Source organism: Variovorax sp. Varisp46, from assembly GCF_059491885.1.
Map to the genome: position 1 here is coordinate 573501 of NZ_CP168515.1, position 23569 is coordinate 597069.

The following is a 23569-nucleotide window of genomic DNA, read 5'->3' on the forward strand; positions in this document are numbered from 1 at the left end:
GATGTGTAGGGGACAGATGCCTGCTGTTTCAGGCCAGCTCTGCTGCAGTCAGCTTCCAGCCGAGCGTGAGCAGCCAGCCGCTGGCCGGATCGGCGTCGAATGCGGCGGCAGCCGTGGCGCGCGCCGCGCCTTCGCTGCTGGTCTCGATCACCAGCAGCGACTGCAGCACGCGGCCTTCGGTGGATTCGCGCGGCAGCGGCGTGCTGAGCGCAGCATCGGGCACGAGCAGGTACGACTGCACGAAGCCTGCCTGCGCCTTGCGCAGCTGCGCGCCGGTGCTGGCGGCGGCTGCCACCTGGGCTTCGGCATCGGCGGCGGGCGCCAGGGGGAGCACGGCCACGTGGCTGCCGCTGCCGAAGCCGGTGACGGCACGCACGGCGCACACGCGGCGCATCGGCTGGCGCATGCAGTCGAGGTTGGAGACCGACCACGGCGTCTGCTTCTCGAATGCGGCGCGGTAGCCGGGCGAGCCGAACACCGCCAGCGACTCGGTGCGGTACAGCCCCAGGTACTTGCGGCCGCCTTCGAGCGAGAAGTAGCGCGCGCCCGAGAGAAAGCCGGGAATGCGCACGCGCTCTTCCACATGCTCCTGGTCGTACCAGCGGTTGAAGTCGGCCTCGTCGGCGGGCTCGACGTCGGAGGCGACGAACAGCAGGCCGTTCACTGCTGCTGTTGCTGCTGCCGTTGCGGAAGAAAGGGAGTCAGGGGGGGGCATGACGGCGAAAGAGGAGCGGGCCTTCGAAAAAATGAAGGCGCGATCTTCCGCCGCGTGGTCGGGCTGTCACAAACGAGTTTTTCTGGGCGACAGCCACAAGAATTACTGGCCCCTTTTCGGGGCCGAAATGCGCCATTTCGAGGGTTAATCCTCTGTGGCCGTGCTCCAGGTTGGTGCGACAGCCGAGGTGGTGAACTGGTCGGAGGCCCGGCAGGCCAGTTCGGCCACGAGCCGGATGGCGTCGGAGTCGGCGGCTTCCAGGTGGCTCACCACGATGCGCTGGGGTGAGATGAGCGCGTCGCACTCGATGATCTTCACGTCGCCGATGGCCACGTATTCATAGCACGGCGGCAGCGGCACCAGCGCGTTGCCGAAGCCCGCCTTCACCAGCCGCGCCAGCGCCGAGATCGAGCTCACGCAGTGCACCTTGCCCAGCGGAATGCCCGCCGCGCGGAACAGGTTCTTCAACGCCTCGTGCGGCTGCGAGCCGGGGCTCATCGTGAGCACGGGCTGGCGCAGGAGCTGCTCGACGGTCTGCACGGGCTCCGCACCGGGCGCGCCCACCCAGCCCATGGGCATCGGCAGGCAGGGTGTGCTCACGATGCCCGCGCCGGCGATGTGGTCGGTCTGCAGTGCGATGTCGAGCGCGCCCTCGCGCAGGCCGCGATGCAGCGCCAGAGTGGTCTCGGAGGTGAGCTGCACCTCGATGCCCGGATAGGTGGAGCGAAGGTTGGTGAGAAAGCCCAGCAGCCAGGTGTGGACCACGGTCTCGATGGCGCCGATGCGCACCAGCCCGAGGATGTCTTCCCGCGGCCGGCCGAGCGAGACGATCTCGCGCCGCAGCTCCAGCAGGCGCTCGCCGTAGTCCATCAGCCGCACGCCCACGGGCGTGAGCCGCAGTTCGCGCGCGTCGCGCTCGAACAGGCGCGCGCCGATGTCTTCTTCGAGGGAGGCGACGCGGTTGGACACCGCCGCCTGCGTGATGTGGAGCCGGTCGCTCGCCGCGCGGAAGCTGCCGAGCCGGGCGGCCCAGAGGAAGGCTTCTACAAATCTTGTGTTCATGAGGGCACCTGCGGGGCATTCTGCCCGCATCGCGCCTACAGGAGAACTTGCTTCCTACTTGTGCCTGCGTGAGGAAGGCTGCCGGCGCTTATTCGCCGGTGTCGTAGAAGAACTCTTCCCGCACGATCTTCCCGTCCTTGACGGTGTAGAGCGCCATCTCTTCCATCGTGAAGCGGTGGCCGTTGGACTTCATGGTCACGTCGAAGCGGAAGCCGACGATGAAGCGGTCGCCATGCGGCCACGGGCCTGCGACCTGCGCGGAATGCACCTCGTGGTTGGCGACCCACCAATCGCCCTTGGCCTTGATGGCCGCAAGGCCGGCCGCTTCGCGCGCCTGGCCGGGCGGCGCACCGGCCTCGACGCTCACGGCCTCGGGTGCGTAGAGCACCTTGGCATCCTCGTATTTACCTTCCTTGCACAGCGCCACGAGCTTGTTGGCGATCTCCAGGGTGTCCATGCGTTTCTCCTGCACTGATCGAGGCGCGAGTGTAGGCCGGTGTGCCTGCCGAAGCTACATGCGTGTGTGTGTCTTCAGCAGGGGCCGGCTCGCTTCAGGTGCTGCTCCACCCCCCACCCAGGGCCTTGTAGAGGTTGACCATGTTCACGGCTTCCTTGAGCTGCAGCTCGATCAGCTGCTGCTGCTCGGAATAGAGTTCGCGCTGCGCATCCTGGCTGGAGAAGTAGTCTTCCAGGCCGCTGCGAAAGCGCGTGCGCGAGATGCGCGCCACGTTTTCCAGCGCCTGCACGCGGGACTGCTGCGCCTGCAGCTGCGGGCGCAGGTGGTCGCTGGCGATCAGCGCATTGGCGGTTTCGCGGAAGGCCACTTGCGCGGCGGATTCGTACGAGGCCATCGCTGCCGCAAGCCGCTCTTCGCTGCCCGTGATGTTGGCCGAGCGGCGTCCCCAGTCGAACAGAGGCAGCGACACGCCGAGCACGCCGGCCCAGCTCCGGCTGCCGCTGCTCAGCAGCGTCGACAGCTCGCCGCTGACGCCGCCGGCGAGGGCCGTCAGCGAGATGGTCGGCAGCATGGCCGCCTTGGCCGCACCGACGCCCGAGTTCGCAGCCTCGACGCGGGCATAGGCCGCGAGAAGGTCGGGCCGGCGCTGCAGCAGGCTGGACGGCAGGCCCGCCGCCACGGATTCCGTCGACTGCTCGGGCCAGGGCCGCGCGATGCCGGTGTCCGGCGACACGGGCTGGCCCACCAGCACGTTGAGCCCCTGCAGGTCCTGGGCAACGCGCATGCGGTATTCCTCCTGCCGCACGCGGGCGTTCTGCAGCAGCGACTGCGCGCGGAAGACGTCCAGCTGCGCCGCACCGCCCGCGGCCTTGGCGCGGCCGATCATGTCGGCGTTGGAAGACAGCGAGGCCTCGTTGGCATTGGCCAGTGCGAGCTGGGCGCGGTCGGCGCGCAGCGTGAGATACGCATTGGTCACTTCGCCCACCAGGCTCATGCGGGCTGCGGCGTAGTCCTTGTCGCCGGCCTCGGCGAGAGAGCCGCTTTGCTGGGCGGTGCTCTGCTGGCGGCCGAAGAAGTCGAGCTCGTACGACGTGACGCCGGCCTGCACGTCGAAGCTGTTCGAGATCCGCCCGTCGGACGGCACGTTCCCCACCGGGCTGAGCGAACCCTGCGCCGTGGTCTGGGCGCGCTGTGCATGGCTCGACAGCCCGATCTGCGGGAACAGCGAGGCGCGGCTGCCCGCGTAGGCCGCGCGGGCTTCGCGCGCACGGGCCGCATAGACGCGCAGGTCGCGGTTCTGGTTCAGGGCAGTGGCGATCAGGCCGCGCAGTTCATCGTCCCGCACGAAGCTGCGCCAGTCCGCGGGCTCCGATGCCGGCACCGCTTGGCCGGCGGGCCAGCTGGAAGGCACCGCCAGGTCGGGCTGCTTGAGCGGCGGCGTGAGGTTGCAGCCGCTCACCACCAGCAGGAGGCCGGCCGCCAGGACGAGCAGCGACAGCCGCAGGAACAGGCGCACGAAGCCGGCGCCAGGCGCACGGAACCCCGCACTCGCGAGCAGCGCCGAAGCCGCCCCCCACGGGCGCACCTGCACCGCGACGTGGCTCGGCAGCACGTTGAAGACATGGCTCACCAGTTGCTCGCGCTGCGTCTCGGTGCCGGCGAAGCGCAGCTCCGCGCTGGTGCGCCTGCGACCGGCGACGAGCGCGGGCAGCCAGCCCACCGCATCGACGTAGACCTCCAGGGCCTGCCCCACGCGCAAGCGTTTCAGCAGGGCGCCGCCTTCGAGCAGCGCCCCGTCCACGGCGATATTGACGAAGCGCGAATCGCCTTCGCCCGTCGCCGTGCGGACCCGCGTCGCGGCGCGCCAGGGGAAGCGCTCTTCCTGGTCGGGCCGCGGCAGGTCGACGCAGGCGATGAGCGCGCCAAGGCACAGGATGAGCGCGATGCCGGTCCACACCAGATTGAGCTGGTCGCCCGGCGTGAGCGCATCGCCGCTCATGACGGCCGATGCACCGCCGCCCTGCAGTGCGACGAGCAGCCCGCCGAACACGGCGACCAGCTTCCAGTGCACCACCGTCTTGGAGCGGTCCAGGCCCTTGGCGGTCACCTTGAAGGGGTGGCCGAAGGGCTTCAGCATCGCGGCGAGCAGCGTGCTGGTGACGGCCATCGCCGCCACGAGCTGGCTCACCTCGCTGAACACGGGCAGGCAGCGCCGCTGGCTGATCCAGTAGCTGTAGGCCCAGAACATCACGAGCGGCGGCAACCCGTAGGCTGCGAAGGCCTGCGGCGCCGCGTGGAAGACCGAGACGCCGGCATACCAGTACAACGCCGGCGCCACCATGATCATCGCCATGAACGGCTTGCCCAGCCAGTGCAGGAGCCCGTGCAGGAAATGCAGCCGCGCCGACAGGCTGTAGCCCTTGCCGCGCAAGGGTCCCTGGGGCAGCAGTGCAAGCTGCACCGTGCCGAGGCACCAGCGGCTGCGCTGGTTGATGTAGTCGACGATGCTCTCGGCCGACAGGCCGTGCGAAAGCCGTTCGCCCAGCCAGCGCGTGATGTGGCCATGCCGCAGCAGCAGGTAGGTGGTGTGGATGTCCTCGCAGACGCTGCCGACGGGGAAGCCGCCCGCGGCCGTGATCAGGTCGCGTCGCACGATGAACGAAGTGCCCACGCAGAAGGCCGAGTCCACGGCATCCTTCGCGGGCTGCAGCACGTCGAAGAACACGCGCTGCTCGTCGACCCAGCTGTTGGTGGCGCGCAGGTTGTGCTGGATGGGGTCGGCGTTGTAGTAGAACTGCGGCGTCTGCACCAGGCCCACCTTGGGATCGTCGAACAGGCCCAGCATGCGGTAGGCGATCTGGCGCTGCGGCGCGAAGTCCGCGTCGAGCACCAGGATGAAAGGCGCGTTGGTCACCTCCGCCGACAGCCGCAGGCCGTTGTTGAGGTTGCCGGCCTTGGCGTGGCTGTTGTCGGGCCGCCGCGCGTAGTGCACGCCCCGGCGCTCGCAGTAGTCGCGCAGCCAGTCGCGGCGGGTGTCGTCCAGCACCCAGACCTTCAGTTGCGGGTAGTCGATGGCCTGGGCGGCGATGATGGTTTTCTCGAGCACGGCCAGCTCCTCGTTGTACGTGCAGATGAACACGTCCAGCGCCGGCACCTGCTCGCCACGCCCGCGCAGCGCAGCCTCGCCGCGATCGGCCAGTCCGTGGTTGTCGCGCCGCCGCAGCAGCATGTGGATGGACATCAGCGTGTAGACGATGGCCGTCAGCTCGAAGACCAGGAAGACCCAGGCGAACAGGGTCTCGAAGCCGAGATCCGAGGGCGGCATGGTCGCCACCACGCGCCAGACGGCGTAGCGCATCAGCAGCAGTGCAGCGAGTGCCCCGAACAACGCGCGGTGGCCGATGCGCTCGACGCGGCCCCACGTCATCAGGAGAAGCGCGAGCCCCGCCACGAGGGCATTGAGCTGGAACTCCGGCGTGGCGATCAGGTGGGACATGATGGATTGGCTCCGGTTGCGGCGGTCTTGCCGGTGAATGGGTTGAAGCCGGTGGCGGCCAATGCGATCCACGCAGTGGCGCCCAGGTGCGGCCAGTGGTAGTAGAAGAAGTCGGCGCCCGCCGAGTCGGGCCCGATGGCCAGCCCGGTGGAGATGCGGGGAGCGGGGGTGGCGTAGTACAGGCCGTTGTCGGCGCGCTGCGACGCCAGCAGGCGCCACAGCGCTTCGGGCGCCGCGCCCTTGCGGGCCACCAGCGTGGCGGCGACCTGCGCGCTGCCTTCGGTCCAGATGCCGTCGGGGCTGCGCGAGAAGCCGTAGCCTTCGCCGAAGCGATGGTTCTTCTCCACCCATTCGAGCCCCCGCATCCAGCCGCAGGAACGGTCGGTAGCCGCCAGCAGCGGCCAGAGCTGGGCATCGAGCCCGGAGCCTTCGGTGGCGATGGTGGCGCCGTCTTCCTTGGTGCCGATGTTGAAGCGCTGCTCGGACGGGTTCCACATGCGGGTCACGAAATCGAGCGCGGTGCGCGCCTGCTGGGTCTCGGCCTCGCCTTGCCCGCCGGCGCGCGCCGCCCACGCAGCGACCACTGCGACATCGATGTTGTGCTCGGTCGACTTCCAGGTCTGGGGGCGCTGCTTGTTGTCCCAGCCGTACCAGCCGCCGTTGTAGCCGTCGGGGGCGTTCCGGGCGCGCGTGCGCTGCTCGATCCAGCCGAGCAGCCTGCGCGCGCTCGCCAGATAGGCTGGCGACGGTTCGGCCTGGTTCAGGTTCAACAGCAGCAGCGCGGCCCATGCCACGTTGCCCGTCGCGGTGCTCACCTGGTAGGCGTCGGCGATCCATTGCTTCTTGCCCGCATCCCAGTAGCCCGGCAGCGCGGCCTTGTCCTCCGTCATCGGCCCGGCGCGATAGGCGTTGCGCACGCGCCCGTCGGCCACGTTCGGGTCGCGCTCGAGCGCGCGGACGATCGCGTCGCCGATGCGCCTGGCCGAGCCCGCGTCGCCGCATGCCAGCAGCGCGATGCCGGCCAGTGCGTTGTCGTAGGTGAAGGCTGCGCCCGCCAGCGCGGGTTCCAGCGGTGGCGTGCCCTGGCCGCCTGCAGCGAGCCTGTAGCTGGCAAGGAAGAGCGGGCCGGACGCAGCGCCCTTCTGGTCTTCGGCCACCGCCCGTCGCAAACCCTCACAGCTTTGCTGTGCGAGCCGCTGCTGCGTGGCACCAGGTTGCTGGGCGAGCGCCGGCGGCGAGGCCAGCGCCGCCAGGGCGGCCGCGCAATGCGCCAGGGCCAGGCCGCGGGGGGAAAAACGCATGCTTGTCTTTCGATGCAGGGCAGTTCATTGCCTGTACTCAGGATCTGAGGCTGGCCGAGACCACCTTGCCGGGCGCGCACAGGTTGCTCTCGCCAGCGGACTGCGCCTTCGGCGGCTCGTTGCTGTCGATGCGCGCCACGGCGTAGATGGAGCCCTGCTCGGCAAAGGGGAAGGGCACGCTGTAGGTGCTCTGCAGCGCGTCCGATGCCACCGGCAGCAATTGCTCCACGCGCGCCGGCACCGATGCGACGGCCTGGCCGACCTTCACGTCAAGCACCGAACCGATGCTCAGCCGCTTGGCCAGCCGGGCCGGAAACACCGCCACCACGCCCAACCGGCTGCAATCGGTGATGCGCACCAGCGACTGCCCCGCCGTCACGTACGCGCCCTCGGGCGCCAGCACGGTGTGGACCTGCCCCGGCTGGCTGGCCTTGATCTCGTAGGAGGACAGTTTCTCCACCCGCTGGCGCTCCTCTTCCTCGAGCGCCGCGACCTGCTTGAGCTGCTGGAGGATGGCGGTGCCGTCCTGCCGGGCACGCTCGACACTGTTGCGCAGCACGCCGCGCCGGCTCTCCAGCGTCTGGAACAGGCTGTTGCCGCCTGTTCCCACGAAGGCGCCCTGTCCGGCGCTCGCCACCGTCTGGGCCTGCCCGGCGAAGGCCTGTGCCGCCACCGCGGCGTTGGCGCGCGCCGTGTTCAGCTGGGCCTCCGACGCGTTCATCACCTGCTCGCTGATCGCCCCCTGTTCCAGCAGCGCCTGGTTGGTGCGGACCTTGTTCTCCTGCTCCTCCACCACGCTCTGCGCCACGTCGCGCTGGCGCTGGGCGATCTGCCAGGCCTCCCAGGCCTGGGCCAGCGAGGCCTCGCGATGGACATTGGCCTCATGGCCGACGAACTTCATTTCCTGGCTGTCGGCCTTGAACTGGTTGCCCAGCTGCGCAAGCTGGCTCTGCAGCGCGAGGTGCTGCGATCTCAGGGTGGTCAGTAATTCCTGGCTGACGGTCGGATTGCGTACCGTGGCCACGACGGTGCCGGCTTCGACCGCATCGCGCGTGTGGACCACCATCCGGGTGACCACGCCGTTGATCGGCGAGGTGATCAGCCCTACCGGTGCCTGCAACACGGCCCGGGTGGCCTGCGAGGACAGCAGCGGCTGGATCAGCGTCTCGACCATCAGCCACAGCACGAACGCGAGCAGCCCGTAGCCCGCGAGCTTGGGCACGAAAGCGCCCCGCTGCCGGTGGCGGCCGGACGAGCCGGAAGGTCGGCGGGCCGAGGCGCGGGCATTGCGCCTTAGGGCGCGCGAAGGACGGAACGAACCGGTTTTCGAGACATGCATACCAACCTCTCGTGGCGACGGCGCACGCCGGAACGTCGGCGTGCATCCATAGGATTGAAGAGACTGCCCGCGGCCCTCACGTGGCATGCTGCAGTGCAATATAAAGGTAGGGCAAAACCCGGGTTTGGGCTGCTTCGAGGCGAAACAAAGTGTGCAAACTTCACATTTCAGCCACAGCGCGAGTCAGGCCAAAGTCCTACAAAGGCGTCGGATTGCGCGCTGTTGACGATCAAAAGGCGCAGCGGCATGCCGGCCGAGGCGGGGCCGGGCTTCTCAAGGGAAAGCATGGGGTGGGGGCGCCGAAAGACGCCGATGGGCGGTCGATGTCCTTCCGCCATGCGGGACGGCGGGAGGCGAACCGGCGGGGTATTCAGTAACGATGCTGACCGCGGCCGCACAACCTGGCCAGGTTGCGCCGCTCGCCGATCCCCCCGCGCTGCGCTCGCCCGCGGCCGGGGCGAAACAGCCGGATGCGCCGCGGGGTGCGGAGCCGGCCGGGGCGACGAGGTAAGGAAGCCGGAAGAAGCGCGGTGGACCGCTACTTCGCCGCTTCCACCTTCACCCGCGCATTCGGCGTCTCGCCGAACATCTCGGGCGCGTACATCGCCTCGACGCGGCTCGGGGGCAATGCGAAGTCGCCGACGTTGTTCAGGCGCACCGTGTATTCCATCTTCACGACGCCCTTGGGCAGGTATTCGTAGTAGCTGCGGAAGGCCTCGAAGCTGCGCTCCTCGAATGCTGGCCAGCCGGAGCCGCTCTTCTTCTCGCCTTGCGTGGCGATCTGCGAATCGCGACCCAGGCCGCTGCCGAGGATGGTGGCGCCGCCGGGGATCGGGTCGCTGATGACGACCCAGGTCATGTCGGTGCTGGCGTTGACCTCGATGCTCACGCGCAGCACGTCGCCGCGCGTGTACTTGCCGGCCACGGCCTGCTCGACCGGGGTGATGGTCTTCTTGAGCGCATAGCCGGCCGCGAACGGCGCCTTCAGCTGTACGGCCGCGATCGACTGCAGCGTGAGCCACGGCTTGCCGGTGCCCTGTTGCGTGACCAGCAGCGTGTCGCGCACGGGTGCACCCGACGGCGATGCAGCCCACGGCAGGAACATCGTGTTGTTCTTCAGGTTGCCCGGCGAGGCGGGCGCGCCGAAGAAGGTGGTCTGGTTGGGCGCGCCAGCCGCGTCGCTGGTCTTCACGCGCTCGACCTTGCTCCAGTCGACCTGCGCCTTCACCGCGCCGAGCGTGGCGGCGGTCACGCCGGCCACCGGCGTGCTTTCGAACACCTTGCTGAACTTCTCCAGCGCCAGCCCGCCCCACAGGTTGGCGGTGGTGGTGTGCCAGGCGCCGTTCTGCTGGCGGCCGATGAAGCCGTTGGCCAGCTTGCCGATGTCGTCCTTCCAGGCCGGGTCGTCCATCACGCTGAGCAGCAGGCGGGCGGTGTTGACGTCGCCATTCGTCATCAGCCACCACCAGTAGTCGTCCTGCTCGGTGCTGAAGATCAGCTTGGTGCCCTGGTACGACAGGCGCGCCTTCAGCACGTTGTTGGCTTCGTCCAGGCGCTGCTGGCGCTGCGGCACGTCGTTCACGCGCTTGAGGATGTTGAGCCAGTCGATCACCGCGCCGGTGGGCCACTGGTTCGGCGCGATGGTGATGCTGCCGAGCATTGCCCCACGGGCCTTGCCGTAGCGCGAGAGCGCTTCGAGCGCGGCGAGCTTGCGCACGTCGAGGTCCTTGCGCGGGCTCCAGAACTCGCGCGTGATGCGGCCTTCGACGAAGGCGATCAGGCCCGACTCCATCGGCGCGCGCACGTCGTCGGCGAGCGCGAAGGCGGGGTTGAGCTGCGCGGCCTCGTTCGTCGCCGCGAGCAGGTACGAGGTGAGGATGTCGCTGCCGCGGTTCGCTTCGCCGTCGCGCGGCGGGAAGTAGTTGGCCAGGCCGTCGCTGTCGAGGTACGTCGGCAGCTGGGCCAGCACGCCCTGCCACATCTTCGCGTCGCGCAGGCCGACCGACTTGCTGGTCTTCTGCTCGAGGCAAATGAAGGGATAGTTTGCGAACCAGTCGCGCACGCCCGGCAGGCCTTCGGCCAGTTTGGGCTGCAACGACATCTTCAGGCCGCCGCGGCCGGGCAGGGCGTCGGCGGGCGGCGCCACGTCGAGCGTGAAGGGGCCATCGAGCTGCACCAGCGTGGCCTGCTGCACCGTGAGCGGCACCGACGGGATGATGCGCTGGCGCACCTTGAGCGCGTCGCGCGCGCCGCCGATGGTGTCCTTGGCCTCGATCTCCCACAGGATGGCTTCGGCGCGCGTCTGCGCGAGCTGCGCGGGCGCGGTCACGGTCCAGGCCACCTCGCGTGCTTCGCCGGCCGGGATGTCCACGGTCTGCGTCTCCAGCGTGAGCAGGGTGGCGCGCGGCGTGGCCTCGACCTTCATCGGCTTCTGCGTGGTGTTGCGCAAGGTGATCTGCGCGCGGAACTGGTCGTCCTCGCGCACCAGCGGCGGCAGGCCGCTGATGATCTGCAAATCCTGCGTGGCCTGGATGCTGGCCTGGCCGGTGCCGAACAGGCTGGCGCCCGAATCGGCCACCGCCACGATCTTGAAGGTGGTGAGCGCGTCGTTCAGCGGCACCGTCACCACGGCCTGGCCGTTGGCATCGAGCACCACCTTCGGGTTCCACACCAGCAGGGTGTCGAGCAGTTCGCGCGTCTGGCCCTTGCCGCCGCCGCCGCCCGCGGGCACGGCCTTGCGCCCGTAGTGGCGCCGGCCGACGATTTCCATCTGCGCGGTGGAGGTGCTCACGCCCCAGCTGCGTCGCTGCAGCATGGCGTTGAGCAGGTTCCAGCTGTCGTTGGGCATCAGCTCCAGCAGGGCCTGGTCGACCGCGGCCAGCGCCACTTCGGCACCTGCCGCCGGCTTGCCGTCGGGCAGCTTGGCGCTGATGGTGACCTGCGCCTTGCTGCGGATCGGGTAGCTGGGCTTGTCGCTCGTGACGGTCACGTCGAGCTGGTGGGCGCGCGTGCCGACGCGGATCTCGGCCATGCCGAGGCGGTAGGCGGGCTTGCTCAGGTCGACCATGGCGGTCGGCGCCACGTATTCCTTGCCTTCGTACCAGAAGGCCGTCCACCACTCGCGCGGCGACTTGAAGCCCCATGTGAAGAAGCTGTACCACGGCACCTCGCGCAGCCGGCCGCGCAGCGCGAGCACGCTCACGTAGGCGTTCGGGCCCCACTCGGGCTTGACCTGCAGGGTGACGGTCGGGTCCTTGCCGTCGAGCTGCACCACGTGCGTCTCGATGATGCCTTCGCGTTCCACTGCGACCAGCGCGGTCGCGAAGCGGAACGGGCTGCGCACCTGGAACTTGGCGACTTCGCCGGGCTGGTAGCTCTTCTTCTCGGGCAGCACGTCGATGCGGTCGTTGTCCTCGCCGCCGAACCAGAGCTCGCCCTGCTTCGTCACGTAGACGGAGCTCACCGCCTTGGCGTCGCGGCCTTCGCCGTCGGTGGCGCTGGCGATGAGTTCGACTTCGCCGGCTTCCTTCAGCTCCGACTCGCACAGCAGCAGGCCGCGCGCGTCGCTCTTGCCGCTGCAGACGGTGCCGATGTCCTTGGTCTCGGTCTTGTTGTCGTAGGTGTAGAAGCCGCCCACCATGCGCTTGCGGCTGGTGGTGGTGATGCGCGCCACGGCGCGCACGTTGAGCGTGACGTTGGCCTGGGGCTTGCCCGAGAGGTCGAGCGCCAGCGCCTGGAACTTCAGCTTCTGGCTGGTCGAAACCCAGCCTTCGGTCTTGATGCCGGCGATGACGGAGGCGGGCCACAGCGTCTGCGTGCTGCGGATGGTCTGCACCTCGCCGTTCGGGTCGGCGTACGTGGCTTCGAGCAGCAGCTCGCGCGCGGCCTTCACTTTCGGCACCTTGTCGATGGTGACCTTGCCGGCGCCGTCCTTGTTCAGCGTGAGGGGCAGCTTGTCGGCGATCACGCGGGTGTCGTTCACGCTGTTGAGGTCTTCCTCGCCCGAGCCGGCCTCGGCCGCGGCGCTGACTGCGGTGGCGGCCTCGCTGCCGTCCCCCTGCGCTGCGCGCGGCGGGTTGAAGCTGAAGGCGTCGTAGTCGGAGAAGCTCAGGCTCTTGCCGCGCACCATGGCCGACACGCGCACCGGCAGGTTGGCGGCGCCGCCGCCGGCCACGTAGTTGATCTGCACGTCGGTGGGCACGCTGGTGGCGGCCACCAGCGGCTTCTTGTCGGTGGGCGCGATGCGGCCTTCGAGCACGGGCAGGCGGAACTCCTCGACGCGGAACATGCCGGTGGAGAAGCTGCGGCCGTAGCCTTCGTCGCCATCGCTTTCGCCCTCGCCGTTGGCGTCCTTGCCGCCGCCGGTGCGCAGCATCACCTCGTACACGCCGAGCTTGGCGGCCGGCGGAATGGGGAATGTGTTCTCCGCGCTCAGGCCGCCGGTGGCGGTCTTGCGCCATTTCAGCGGCTGCGTGAAGCGCTGGCCACTGCCCACGTGGGTGATGACCAGCGTGTCGGGCCGGTTCTCGGGCAGGCCGAAGCCCTTGCTGGTCTGCGTGCGGATAAGGCTCTTCATCGACACCGTCTCGCCGGCGCGCAGCAGCGTGCGGTCGAAGATGGTGTGGGCGACGCGGTCGGCCTCGGCCTGCAGGCTGGTGGGCACGTTGAAGCGCCAGGGCTCGATGCCGCGCTGCCAGTCGCTCCAGGTGAAGGCGAGGTCTTCCACGCCCTTCTCGTCCTTGGCGCGGGCGCTGACGAACCAGGCGCCGCTGTCGTATTCGTTCGGGCCGTTGCACGAGGGCGCCTGCGGCGACACGCCGCTGAGCATGACCACGCCGTTGGCGTCGGTGGTGCCGCTGGCCACGGCCTTGCCGTCGCAGCTGGACACGCGCACCTCGGCACCGGCCACGACCTTGCCCTTGTCCAGCGTGGTGACCCAGGCCATCGAGTTCTCGCGGCCCAGCTTGAAGTGCACCGCCAGGTTGGTGGCCAGCGCGGTGGTGCGCACGTACATCGTGCGCCCGGCGTTGTAGCGCTCGTCGAGCAGCGCCTCGCCCAGCTTCTGCGAGGCGATTTCAAGCACGTGGAAGCCCGGCGTCAGCGGGATGCCGATGACTTCGAAGGGGCGCGGGTCGCCCGAGTCGGCCTTGGGCATGTCGAGCGCCTTCACGCCCGACTGGCCCGCCAGCAGCGACAGCATGCGGGTCTGCAGCGAGGTGCGGTCGTCCTTGTCGATGACCGGGGGCAGCGGGCCCTTCACGTCCTTGCGGGCCTGTTCGCGCGAGATGGTGAAGCTGTCGTAACGGCGCACCTTGCGGAACCACGCGATGATTTCCGCGTCGGTCTTCGGGTTCATGTCGCTCACCTTGCCGGGCGTGAGGGCGTTCACCATCAGCTTCGGCTCCACGCGGCGCACGGTGACCGGCATCATGGCCGGGGTGTCGGGCTCGGCCAGGCGCTCGACCACGCCGAAGGGCGAGGCGGCGAACTTGGCCAGCGGCGGCATCGCGCCGGTCGCCACCTTCAGCGGAAAGCTGCCGGGCGAGGCCAGCGGGCGGCCCGAGGCGTCCTCGAACTTCGAGGGCAGCTCGATGCTGAACTGCGCGCTCTCGGCCAGCGGGGGACCGAAGTACACGCCGTTGACCACGTCATCGTCGCTCTGCGTGCTGCCTTCGATCTGGGCCTTGACGGTCTCACCCTTGCCCTTGAGCTCGATCTGCGAAGCCAGTTTGCGCGTGACCGGCGCGTTGAAGGTCAGCTGCATCGGGCGCAGCGGCAGGCAGCCGGCCTGCGCGTTCTCGCGCTCGCAGGTGAACGACACGGCGAAGGGCTCGCGCACCTGGAAGTCGAAGCGGCGTTCCACGTTGTTGGGCACGCCCGAGGGCGTGGCCACGCCCTTGCCATAGACGATCTGCACCTTCGCACCGGGCGTCAGCGTGCGGTTGCATTGCATCGTGACGAAGCGCAGCGGGTCTTTCTCTGCCGCCTTGTCGCGGCCGAAGGCCTTGAGCAGGCCGGTGCGCTGATCGCCATCGAGCAGCTTGACCGGAATGCGCTCGCCCACGCCGTCGGCCGCGCACCAGACGTTCTGGCGCACGCTGTCGAGCGTGGCCGCGCCGTTGAGCTCCAGCATGAACATCTGCTGCTCGTCGATGCGGCTGTAGCTGCCCGGCATGTAGTTGCGCACGAACGGGCCGCCGGTGTTGAACTGGTAGCGCTCGGGTCCGGTGAGTTCGCCGGACGCGGGCTTGAAGGTGGGAATGCGGGTGACCGTGCAGCGCACGCCGGGTGGCAGGTCGTTCTCGAAGTCGTAGACCCAGGCCTTGGCGTCGGTCCAGCGGCCGGTACCCTTGGCGGCCTGCGCGTCGGTGCAACTCACCGCAAGCGGGGCAGGGGCCTTGGGGTCGCCGAAGTTGACGGCCGCCTGGTCGAACTTGGCGACGACCTGGCGCACGCGGGCGACTTCGCCCTGGGGCGTGAGGCTGGTGATCTGGAGGGCAAAGCCCGGGGCGGCCGCGAGGACACCGCCAGCCAGGAGCAATGTTGGAAAGAAACGATTCACTTTTTTGTATCTCCACCTGAAGGCAGCGCGCAGCGTAGCCGATTTGCGCGACGGTTCGGGAGTGCCAACAGTCATAAGCCGTTGGCTTGATCGCCGGGCGCGGCGGGCTTTACGCCGGTCTTCTTACAATCGGGGCCGTCGTGCGTGCGCCGCGCGGACCGCCACCAAGACCTCGCCGCCGACCGATGAAACGCTACTGGGAAATAGACGCCTTGCGCGGGCTGATGCTCGTGCTGATGACCGTCACCCATCTGCCCACCCGCTTGACCGATCCGCTGGGTCAGCCTTTCGGCTTCGTCTCGGCCGCCGAGGGCTTCGTGCTGCTGTCGGCCTTCGTGGCCGGGCTGGTGTACAGCCGCATCGGCTACCTGCGCGGCGTCGACTCGATGCGCCAGGCCTTCTGGCGGCGCGTGGTGAAGGTCTACCTGTGCCAGGCGGCGATCCTGCTGTTCCTGTTCACGGTGATCGCGGCGGTGGGGTTGCACATCGACCAGCCGGCGGTGAAGAACCTGGTGTCGTATTACCTGGCGGAGCCGCGCGACGGCTTCCTGTTCGGGCTGCTGCTGATCTACGAGCCGGCGCTGCTCGACATCCTGCCGATGTACATCTTCTTCATGCTCATGAGCCCCTGGGTGCTGGCCTTTGCCATGCGCCACGGCTGGACGGGGGTGATGGTGGCGAGCGCGACCGTGTGGGCGGCGGCGCAGTTCGGGGTCAGCGAATGGATCTATGCATTGGCTGTGCGCTACCTGGACGTGCCGGTGCCGTTCCATGAGATGGGCGCGTTCAACACCTATGCGTGGCAGTTCCTGTGGTTCGCGGGTCTGTGCATCGGCGCCACGCGCAGCGGCCCGGAAGCCCGGCCCCTGCGTTTTCCGTGGTGGCTGCTGATGCTTGCGGCGGGCATTGCGCTCTACGGGGTCTACTGGCGCCACACCGGCATCAACGGCCAGGCGCCGTTCGGCGGCGACGTCGAGCTGAACCTGCTGTTCGACAAATGGCAACTCGGCCCGCTGCGGCTGGTGAACCTCGTGGCGCTGTGCATCCTGGCAGTGCGCTTCGGGCCGTGGCTGATGCGCCGCATTCCGCGGCTGCGCTGGCTGGAGGCGATGGGTTCCGCCTCGCTGCCGGTGTTCTGCGCGCACCTCGTGGCGGTGCTGCTGGTGCTGGCCTTCTACGGCGACAACCAGATGGCGCGGCCGTGGTGGGGCGACGGCCTGCTGCTGCTGGCGGTGTTCTCGGGGATGTACTTCGTGGCCCGCTTCACGCGCGGGGCTGATGTGCCGCCGCCGGCGGACGACATGCCGTCGGAGACCGCGCCCGCCTGAGGTCTTTTCCAGGAACACCGTGGAACCGGCTTTGCCGGGCCACTGGTGTTGCCCCCGGTAGGGGGAAGGCGCGCGCGACACGAAGTGCGCGAAGCCTGGGGGCGAGTCAAGGATTCGGCAGGTGCGGCGCAATGATCGAATGCCACAGCCGGTAGCCTTCGTCCGTCATGTGCAGCCTGTCGCCCCGGAACAGCTCCGCGCGCGGCCGCCCGTCGGCGCCCAGCATCGGCGTGTAGACGTCGATGAACTCGCTGTTGGGCAGCAGGTTCAGGTAGGCCGAGATCACGTGGTTGGTCTCGCGGATCTGCGGCATCAGCTGCTCGCGCGACGGGCTGGGCTTGACCGAGATGAAGCTGATGCGCGTGTCGGGCAGCTCTGCGCGCACCGCGTTGGCGAAGCGCGCGAAGCTGTCGAGCACCTGCAGCGGGGTGCGGCCCTCGGCCAGGTCGTTGTCGCCCGCATAGACCATCACCTGGCGCGGCTTGTAGCGCACCACGAGGTCGCGCGCGAACAGGCTGCAGTCGGCCAGCGTCGAGCCGCCGAAGCCGCGGTTGACCACGCCGCCGGGCACACGCGCGAAGTCCTGCGAGAGGCGGGTCCACATGCGCACCGTGGAGCTGCCGACGAACACCACGCCGCCGGGCGCCGGAAAGCGCTCCTGGTCGGCGCGCGCGAAGGCCGCGAGCTCGTTGTGCCAGCGCTCCTTGGCGGCGAGGTAGTCGCGCGCGGACGCGGCCTCGGCGGCGGCCGTCTCCGATTCCTGGGGAAAGAAGGCGGACTGGGCATGCGAGGCGAGTGCCGCAGTCAGCAGCGCGACCGCGGCCAGCGCGGTTTTCATCGAAGGCATCGGAAGGGCAGCAAACAGGTCAGATGGTTTTTTCAATGAGGGCGCCGTGGAAGAGCACCGGGCCGGTCGGGCCGCCCTCGCTGGGCACGCCGCCCTTCGGTTCGAGACTGATCGCCAGGGCCGGCACGCGCACGTCGGATTCTGACGCAGCCAGCCGCAGCGCGGGCGCCTTGTCGAGCACGCCCAACGAACGCGGCGCGCCGCCCGGGGGCAGGGCCCAGAGCTGCAGCGACTTGTCGTTGCCTTCGTCGAAGCCACCCACGCGCTGCAGCACCAGCTGCTTCTTCTTCGGATCGAAGGTGACGAGCATCGAGGGCGCGGCCTTGTCGTCGTTCAGCACGGCCACGTACTGCACCGCCGGGGCGTTCTGCAGCTGGTCGCGCAGGTTCAGCCCGACCACCACGGCCAGCACCGTGGCCAGTGCGCCGGCGGCCGTGGCGCCGCGCCACAGCGCGAGGCTGCGCTGCCAGCCGCCTTGCGGCTGCGGCTTGCCGGCGGCGGCATTGCGCTGGCGTTCGATGGCGAGCGCGGACTGCTCGGCGTCGATCGTGTTGCGGATGCGGGTCCATACGGCCGGGTCGGGCACGACCGGGGACTGCATTTCGGTCATGCCCGCGAGCCGGCTCTGCCAGACCAGCGCGGCGGCGCGTACCGGCGCCTGTTCGCGGGCCAGGGTCTCGAAGCGGCGGCGGGCGCCGCCGCGCAGCGTGCCGAGCGCGTGGTTCGCGGCCAGCAGTTCGAGCAGCTCGGGGTGTTCGAGGAGATTCATGGGAGGGCCGCCTTCTTCTTCGCCATCGCTCTCACGCAAAGCGCCCCATGCAGATGCGCAGCCTTTCCAGCCCGCGCCGGATCCATGTCTTGACCGTGCCCAGCGGCAGCCTGAGCTGCTCGGCCAGCTCGCCGTGGCTCATTTCGCGCAGGTAGGCCAGGCTGACCACCTCGCGCTGGCGGCCCTCGAGCTGGCTCAGGCACTGGTGCAGCGCCCAGGCCTGCTCGCTGGCATCGGCGGTGTCGGCGGGGTTGGGCGCATCCGATTCGAACTGGTCGGCCATGAGTTCGTCGAATTCCTGGGTCAACCGGGTGCGGTCGGCGGCGCGGCGACGCAGCAGGTCGAGCGCCCGGCTGCGCACGATCAACCCGAGCCACGCGAGCGGAGGGCTGAGCGAGGCGCGATAGTCGCCGGCGACTCGCCAGACAGTCAGGAAGGCTTCCTGGAGCACGTCCTCGGCCCATTCGCGCTGCCGCACCACGCGCATCGCGAGGCCCATCAGCTTGGGTGAGGTGCGGTCGTACAGCTGGCGCAGGGCGGCTTCGTCGCGACGGCCGATCCGGTCGATCAGTGCCATCAGTTCGGCGTCGGGGCTGGGTGCTGGCATTCGGGGATTGTCGGGCATCGATGCACATGCCCGGTATACGGGGCGCCCGGGCGGCCGGATTCAGGGGCACGAACTCGTTTCGACGCCTCCAGGAAACATTCGGCAACGTATACTGCCCCGCAAAATCAAGAGGGATGCGCGCAGGCGCGGGCGGGAAGAAATGAAGCAAATTGCGATCGTGATCGCGCTCTGCGTGGGCGCGTGGTATTTCTTTATCGGCGGCCGCAAGCTTGATGAATCGATGGTGCGCGACTTCTACCAGAAGGAAGCCCACGCCATCTACTCGCGCGACGCCGAGATGCTGTGCAAGCAGCTCAGCCGCAAGGCCCGGATCGAGAGCAAGACCACCATGATGGGGAAAACGGTGGAGCGCTCCCACAACCGCGACGAGGCCTGCCAGGCGAACCGCGAGGCCTTCGAGACCTTCAGCAGGGTCGGCGAGCGCATGGGCGGCATCCTCACCATCGAGTACGACTACCACATCGACACCATCGAGGTGGCCACCGACCGCAAGAGCGCGACCGTCACGGGCACCAATGTGCTGAAGATGGGCGAGTCGCTGCTGCAATACAAGACCAGCTTCACCCAGCGCCTGGAACGCGAGCTCGGCCAGATGCGCCTCGTTCATGCCGACGAGGTCACGGTGATGCGCATCGGCGGTGCCGGCGCCATGAGCCAGAGCGAGTTCTTCCGCAAGTAAGCGGATACAGGCACAAGAAGAAAAACAGGAGGAATTGCCATGATCGCCGTCAAGGATTCGCTGCCGCCGCCACCGCCGTTCTGGCGCCGGCTGAACAGCTTCTTCGCGTTCCCGTTCCAGATGCGGCCGCTGGCCTATGGCCTGCTGCTGTCTTTCTGCAGCCTGCTCTTCGACGCGATCTTCTTCCTGCCGGATGCGCTGGCGCTCTTCGTCATCGAGGTCGGCATCATGCTGGCGGCCAGCCGATACGGCTTCAAGATCATCGCGCTGGGCGCGCGCGGCATTCGCGATTCGGCCGACTTCGGCCGCGAATCGAGCGACGACTGGACCTACCTGCCGTGGAAGCTGTTCGCGATCACGCTGGTGCAGGCCTTCCTGATCGGCTGGCTTGCCTGGTATGCGCCGATCCTGGGCACGGTGGGGCTGTTCGTCATGTCCTTCACCTTCCCGGCGGCGGTGATCGTGCTGGTGCAGTCGGCCAGCTTCTTCCAGGCGATGAACCCCGGCCACGTGATGGACGCAATGCGCACCATCGGCTGGCCGTATGCGCTGCTGTGCTTCTTCCTGTTCCTGCTGAGCACGGGCGCGCAGGTGGCGCTGTCGCTGCTGCTGCCGATGTTCGACGGGCGCATCGCGCTGCCGGTCGTCAACTTCGCGTTCATTTACTTCGGCTGGGTCATGGCGAGCTTGCTGGGCTACGTGATGTTCCAGCACCACGACGCCTTCGGTTTCGACGCGGTGCCGGGCAGCGAACTGGGCGACGGCTCCCCGGTCGACCGCCGCACGCCCGAGCAGATCGCGGCGCAGCGCATCGACGCCGAGGTGGCCCATCTGGTCACCGAGGGCGATCTCGCGGCCGCGCTGGGCACGGCCTACGAGGCCCAGCGCACGGCCGCGTCCGACGACCTTGCGGCGCAGCGCCGCTACCACCGCGTGCTGGCGCTGATGCCCGAGAAGAAGGACACCATGCTCGACCAGGCGCGGCGTTTCATTCCGCTGCTGATGCGGCGCGACCTCGCCTCGGAGGCGCTCAAGGTCTTCAAGGCCTGCAAGGAGAAGGACAAGGCCTTCGCGCTCGACGACGCGGCGATGGTGGTCGCGATGGCGCGCGCCGAATGGCGCAGCGGCGACGCGCACGCCACGCTGGCGCTGCTGTCGGGCTTCGACAAGCGTTTTCGCGGCCACGAGGCGATTCCGCAGGCCTACGAGCTGGCGGCGCGTGCGCTGGTGCAGGGGCTGGGGCGCTCGGACATGGCGCAGCCCATCCTGGCGACGATGGAGTCGCGCTACCCCGACAGCGAGCAGACGCAGGAAGTGCGCTGGCTGCTGCGGCCGGCGGCGGCCGCCTAGTTCTTCAGGCTCCTCAGGCGCTCTGCAGTGCGCGCGTCACCATGTCGTTCGGCGCGAGGCGCAGCAGGTGCGGCAGCAGGCCGATCGCCTTGTCGCGCTCGCCCGCATGCAGCAACCCGTTTGCACAGGCCGACAGCGTGTCGGCCAGTTCCGGATGGTCGGGCGCCGTCTTCAGCAGGATGCGGCAGAGCTTGTCGGTGTCTTCGAACTGGCGGATGCGGGCAAAGCGGCGCGCGAGCCGGGCCATGTCCTCGGGCTTCAGCCGTGCGCCGGGCTTGGCCTGGTCGAGATAGGTCTTGTAGCTGGCGTGCTGCAGCGCCATCGTGCCCTCGTCGGTGGCGGGCAGACGGAAGATGCGGCGGGCGGCCTGGTGGAAGTCGTCGCTCGCGGGCTGCAGCCGCGCGGTGTTGAACCAGGCGCGCAGCGTGTCGCTGTCGCCGGGGCGCAGCGCGGCGGCGGCGCGCCATTCGCCACACGCCTTGTCGAACTTCATCGCGGCGCCGAACTTCTGGGCCGCGGCCACATGCTCGCCGAAGCGGTCGGGCTCGGGTGCGGCGGCCGTCTCCGGCGCCTGCACCCGGCGCAGCAGCAGCGCGCCGGTCATCAATGCTGCACCGGTCAGCAGGCCGCCCAGGTGGGCCATGTAGGCGATGCCCTGGCCGCCCAGCCAATGCTGCATCAGCTCGTTGACGATCCATGCCGGCAGCAGCAGCAAGGCCGGCGCGGTGACGTAGTTGAAATAGAAGAACAGCTGGTAGAAGAAGCGGATGCGCTTGAGCCGGTACATCACCGCGTACATGCCCATCAACGCCGAGATGGCGCCCGAGGCGCCCAGCCCATAGCCGTCCTTGCCGGCATAAGCCCAGCCGGCCAGCGCCGAGGCGCCGACGGCGCCCAGCAGATAGAAGCTCAGGTAGGTGCCGCGTCCGAGCGCCAGCTCGACCGAGAAGCCGAACAGGAACAGGAACAGCATGTTGCCCAGCAGGTGGCCGGTGCTGCCATGCAGGAAGGCGGCGGTGATCCAGGTCCAGGGCTTGAACTCGGCGTCCTTGGTGTAGTCCTGCGACCAGCGCGCGGTGAAGGGCGCGGGCAGCATGGCCTCGTACTGCTGGCGGTCCCGCTTCCATTCGCCGTACTGCGGGTTGGTGGGCGTGATGATCCCGTCGGCTTGCAGCTTCGCCAGGAACTTCCTGTCGTTCTGCAGGCTTTCAAGAAGCTGCGGATAGGTTTCCTCGTGCGGCAGCATCCGGCGAGCCAGCTTGCCGCGCTTGGGGTCCGTCTTTTCGAGCCATTCCACGAAAGGCGGCAGCTCGAGTTCGGGCAGCACGCTGTTCACGTAGTAGTGGGCGGCGCGCTCGCGTGCGTTCTCCTCGCTGCGCTGCGGCCCCCACCACACGATCATGTTCACGAGGATCAGCAGCACCGTCATCCACGGTGGATTGCGCCAGCTCGGTTTGTTCTCGAGCGGTATGGCGTAGAACACGGTGCGTTTCCCAATTGTTGGGTTGGCCGCTTACGGGCGGCTGCCGCCGGGCCGCCCCAAGGCGGGCCGCGCCTCCCCCTTGGGGGGTGGAGTTACACGAGTGCAGCGAGTGAAAAGCCGGGGGGCCGACATTTCTAGCCGAGGCGGGCGCGGTGGCGGACTACCTGCGCCTTCACCTGCGCGGGCGCGGTGCCACCCAGGATGTTGCGCGCGTTCAGCGAGCCGCGCAGGCTCAGCACGTCGTACACGTCCTTTTCGATGCTCGGGTTGAACTGCTGCAGCACGGACAGCGGCAGTTCGGCCAGGTCGACCTTGTGCGAGGTGGCGGCCTTCACGGCATGGGCCACGGTTTCGTGCGCGTCGCGGAAGGGCAGGCCCTTCTTCACGAGGTAGTCGGCCAGGTCGGTGGCGGTGGCGTAGCCGCGCAGCGCGGCGGCTTCCATCGCCTCGGGCTTCACGGTGATGCCGCCAATCATCTCGGCGAAGATGCGCAGTGTGTCCTTGAGCGTGTCGACGGTGTCGAACAGCGGCTCCTTGTCTTCCTGGTTGTCCTTGTTGTAGGCCAGCGGTTGGCCCTTCATCAGCGTGATGAGCGCCATCAGGTGGCCGACCACGCGGCCGGTCTTGCCGCGCGCCAGCTCGGGCACGTCGGGGTTCTTCTTCTGCGGCATGATCGACGAGCCCGTGGTGAAGCGGTCGGCGATGTTGATGAAGCCGAAGTTCTGGCTCATCCACAGGATCAGCTCTTCACTCATGCGGCTCACGTGCACCATGCACAGGCTGGCCGCAGCGGTGAATTCGATGGCGAAGTCGCGGTCGCTCACGGCGTCCAGGCTGTTCTGGCAGACGCCGTCCATGCCCAGCGTCTTGGCGACCAGCTCGCGGTCCAGCGGGTAGCTGGTGCCGGCCAGTGCGGCGGCGCCCAGCGGCAGGCGGTTGACGCGCCGGCGCACCTCGGCCATGCGTTCGGCGTCGCGGCTGAACATTTCCACGTACGCCAGCATGTGGTGGCCGAAGCTCACCGGCTGCGCCACCTGCAGGTGGGTGAAGCCCGGCAGGATCACGTCGACGTTTTTCTCGGCGATGTCCACCAGCGCCTTCTGCAGCTCGACCAGCAGGTCGCCGATGAGGTCGATCTCGCCGCGCAGCCACAGGCGCACGTCGGTGGCGACCTGGTCGTTGCGGCTGCGGCCGGTGTGCAGGCGCTTGCCGGCGTCGCCGACCAGCTGGGTCAGGCGGGCCTCGATGTTCAGGTGCACGTCTTCGAGGTCGAGCTTCCACTCGAAGGCGCCGGATTCGATCTCGGCGCGAATCTGCGCCATCCCGCGTTCGATCGCGGCGTGGTCCTGCACGCCGATGATGCCCTGCGCAGCCAGCATGCCGGCGTGGGCGAGCGAGCCCTGGATGTCGGCCTGCCACAGGCGCTTGTCGAAGAAGACGCTGGAGGTGTAGCGCTTCACCAGGTCGCTCATCGGTTCGGAGAACAGGGCCGACCAGGCTTCGGATTTCTTGTCGAGTTGGTTTTGGGTCATGGGAGCCGTCCAGGAGGCAAT

Annotated in this window: 15 protein-coding genes; 3 read left to right on the top strand and 12 right to left on the bottom strand. The window is 68.6% G+C overall.

Annotated elements, in window-relative coordinates; translation table 11 throughout:
* Positions 1-28: 28 nt before the first annotated feature.
* The 7 genes from ACEN9N_RS02630 to ACEN9N_RS02660 form a co-directional block, all read right to left on the bottom strand.
* Entirely contained in the window at positions 29-715 is a 687-nt protein-coding gene (locus ACEN9N_RS02630) for a hypothetical protein (RefSeq protein ID WP_495655306.1), read from the bottom strand.
* Positions 716-859: 144 nt separating this feature from the next.
* Positions 860-1777 carry a LysR family transcriptional regulator gene (locus ACEN9N_RS02635; protein WP_413315913.1) on the bottom strand — a complete coding sequence of 306 codons (918 nt, stop codon included), beginning with the start codon at positions 1775-1777 and terminating at the stop codon, positions 860-862.
* Positions 1778-1865: 88 nt separating this feature from the next.
* On the bottom strand, positions 1866-2234 hold the full coding sequence (locus ACEN9N_RS02640; protein WP_495655307.1) for a SnoaL-like domain-containing protein: 369 nt from the start codon (positions 2232-2234) through the stop codon (positions 1866-1868).
* 94 nt (positions 2235-2328) lie between these two features.
* Positions 2329-5730: an efflux transporter outer membrane subunit gene (locus ACEN9N_RS02645; protein ID WP_495655308.1), complete on the bottom strand. Its 3402-nt coding sequence runs from the start codon at positions 5728-5730 to the stop codon at positions 2329-2331.
* The gene (locus tag ACEN9N_RS02650) at positions 5718-7031 is read right to left on the bottom strand and encodes a hypothetical protein (protein WP_495655309.1); all 1314 of its coding nucleotides are present in this window, start codon (positions 7029-7031) and stop codon (positions 5718-5720) included. The genes ACEN9N_RS02645 and ACEN9N_RS02650 overlap by 13 nt, the downstream gene beginning before the upstream one ends.
* A 37-nt stretch (positions 7032-7068) precedes the next feature.
* On the bottom strand, positions 7069-8253 hold the full coding sequence (locus ACEN9N_RS02655; protein ID WP_495655310.1) for an HlyD family secretion protein: 1185 nt from the start codon (positions 8251-8253) through the stop codon (positions 7069-7071).
* A gap of 655 nt (positions 8254-8908) precedes the next feature.
* On the bottom strand, positions 8909-14932 hold the full coding sequence (locus tag ACEN9N_RS02660) for an alpha-2-macroglobulin family protein (protein ID WP_495655311.1): 6024 nt from the start codon (positions 14930-14932) through the stop codon (positions 8909-8911).
* Between the two features lie 185 nt (positions 14933-15117).
* Here ACEN9N_RS02660 and opgC point away from each other — a divergent pair, with 185 nt between their 5' ends.
* Positions 15118-16260: an OpgC domain-containing protein gene (gene opgC, locus ACEN9N_RS02665; RefSeq protein WP_413315907.1), complete on the top strand. Its 1143-nt coding sequence runs from the start codon at positions 15118-15120 to the stop codon at positions 16258-16260.
* Positions 16261-16366: 106 nt separating this feature from the next.
* Here opgC and ACEN9N_RS02670 read toward each other — a convergent pair whose 3' ends face one another.
* The 3 genes from ACEN9N_RS02670 to ACEN9N_RS02680 are packed head-to-tail and all read right to left on the bottom strand — an operon-like array spanning position 16367 to position 18501.
* The gene (locus ACEN9N_RS02670; RefSeq protein ID WP_007830437.1) at positions 16367-17098 is read right to left on the bottom strand and encodes an SGNH/GDSL hydrolase family protein; all 732 of its coding nucleotides are present in this window, start codon (positions 17096-17098) and stop codon (positions 16367-16369) included.
* A 28-nt stretch (positions 17099-17126) separates the two neighbouring features.
* The gene (locus ACEN9N_RS02675) at positions 17127-17876 is read right to left on the bottom strand and encodes an anti-sigma factor (RefSeq protein ID WP_495655312.1); all 750 of its coding nucleotides are present in this window, start codon (positions 17874-17876) and stop codon (positions 17127-17129) included.
* A 31-nt stretch (positions 17877-17907) separates the two neighbouring features.
* A complete protein-coding gene (locus tag ACEN9N_RS02680; RefSeq protein ID WP_413315904.1) occupies positions 17908-18501 on the bottom strand; it encodes an RNA polymerase sigma factor in 594 nt (197 codons plus the stop codon).
* Between the two features lie 142 nt (positions 18502-18643).
* Here ACEN9N_RS02680 and ACEN9N_RS02685 point away from each other — a divergent pair, with 142 nt between their 5' ends.
* Positions 18644-19183, top strand: a complete 540-nt coding sequence (locus ACEN9N_RS02685; RefSeq protein ID WP_007830440.1) for a hypothetical protein — start codon at positions 18644-18646, stop codon at positions 19181-19183.
* A gap of 39 nt (positions 19184-19222) precedes the next feature.
* Positions 19223-20533, top strand: a complete 1311-nt coding sequence (locus ACEN9N_RS02690; protein ID WP_478178547.1) for a hypothetical protein — start codon at positions 19223-19225, stop codon at positions 20531-20533.
* A gap of 13 nt (positions 20534-20546) precedes the next feature.
* On the opposite strand, the gene ACEN9N_RS02695 is transcribed toward ACEN9N_RS02690, so the two are convergent.
* Both ACEN9N_RS02695 and argH read right to left on the bottom strand, forming a co-directional pair.
* A complete protein-coding gene (locus ACEN9N_RS02695) occupies positions 20547-22016 on the bottom strand; it encodes a rhomboid family intramembrane serine protease (RefSeq protein WP_413315900.1) in 1470 nt (489 codons plus the stop codon).
* 134 nt (positions 22017-22150) lie between these two features.
* The gene (argH, locus tag ACEN9N_RS02700) at positions 22151-23548 is read right to left on the bottom strand and encodes an argininosuccinate lyase (RefSeq protein ID WP_413315899.1); all 1398 of its coding nucleotides are present in this window, start codon (positions 23546-23548) and stop codon (positions 22151-22153) included.
* Between the last annotated feature and the right edge of the window lie 21 nt (positions 23549-23569).

What these genes read in the sequence shown, in the direction of transcription:
- ACEN9N_RS02630 (WP_495655306.1), bottom strand. Translation starts at nt 715, where the DNA reads ATGCCCCCCCCTGACTCCCTTTCTTCCGCAACGGCAGCAGCAACAGCA.
- ACEN9N_RS02635 (WP_413315913.1), bottom strand. Translation starts at nt 1,777, where the DNA reads ATGAACACAAGATTTGTAGAAGCCTTCCTCTGGGCCGCCCGGCTCGGC.
- ACEN9N_RS02640 (WP_495655307.1), bottom strand. Translation starts at nt 2,234, where the DNA reads ATGGACACCCTGGAGATCGCCAACAAGCTCGTGGCGCTGTGCAAGGAA.
- ACEN9N_RS02645 (WP_495655308.1), bottom strand. Translation starts at nt 5,730, where the DNA reads ATGTCCCACCTGATCGCCACGCCGGAGTTCCAGCTCAATGCCCTCGTG.
- ACEN9N_RS02650 (WP_495655309.1), bottom strand. Translation starts at nt 7,031, where the DNA reads ATGCGTTTTTCCCCCCGCGGCCTGGCCCTGGCGCATTGCGCGGCCGCC.
- opgC (WP_413315907.1), top strand. Translation starts at nt 15,118, where the DNA reads ATGAAACGCTACTGGGAAATAGACGCCTTGCGCGGGCTGATGCTCGTG.
- ACEN9N_RS02670 (WP_007830437.1), bottom strand. Translation starts at nt 17,098, where the DNA reads ATGAAAACCGCGCTGGCCGCGGTCGCGCTGCTGACTGCGGCACTCGCC.
- ACEN9N_RS02675 (WP_495655312.1), bottom strand. Translation starts at nt 17,876, where the DNA reads ATGAATCTCCTCGAACACCCCGAGCTGCTCGAACTGCTGGCCGCGAAC.
- ACEN9N_RS02680 (WP_413315904.1), bottom strand. Translation starts at nt 18,501, where the DNA reads ATGCCCGACAATCCCCGAATGCCAGCACCCAGCCCCGACGCCGAACTG.
- ACEN9N_RS02685 (WP_007830440.1), top strand. Translation starts at nt 18,644, where the DNA reads ATGAAGCAAATTGCGATCGTGATCGCGCTCTGCGTGGGCGCGTGGTAT.
- ACEN9N_RS02690 (WP_478178547.1), top strand. Translation starts at nt 19,223, where the DNA reads ATGATCGCCGTCAAGGATTCGCTGCCGCCGCCACCGCCGTTCTGGCGC.
- argH (WP_413315899.1), bottom strand. Translation starts at nt 23,548, where the DNA reads ATGACCCAAAACCAACTCGACAAGAAATCCGAAGCCTGGTCGGCCCTG.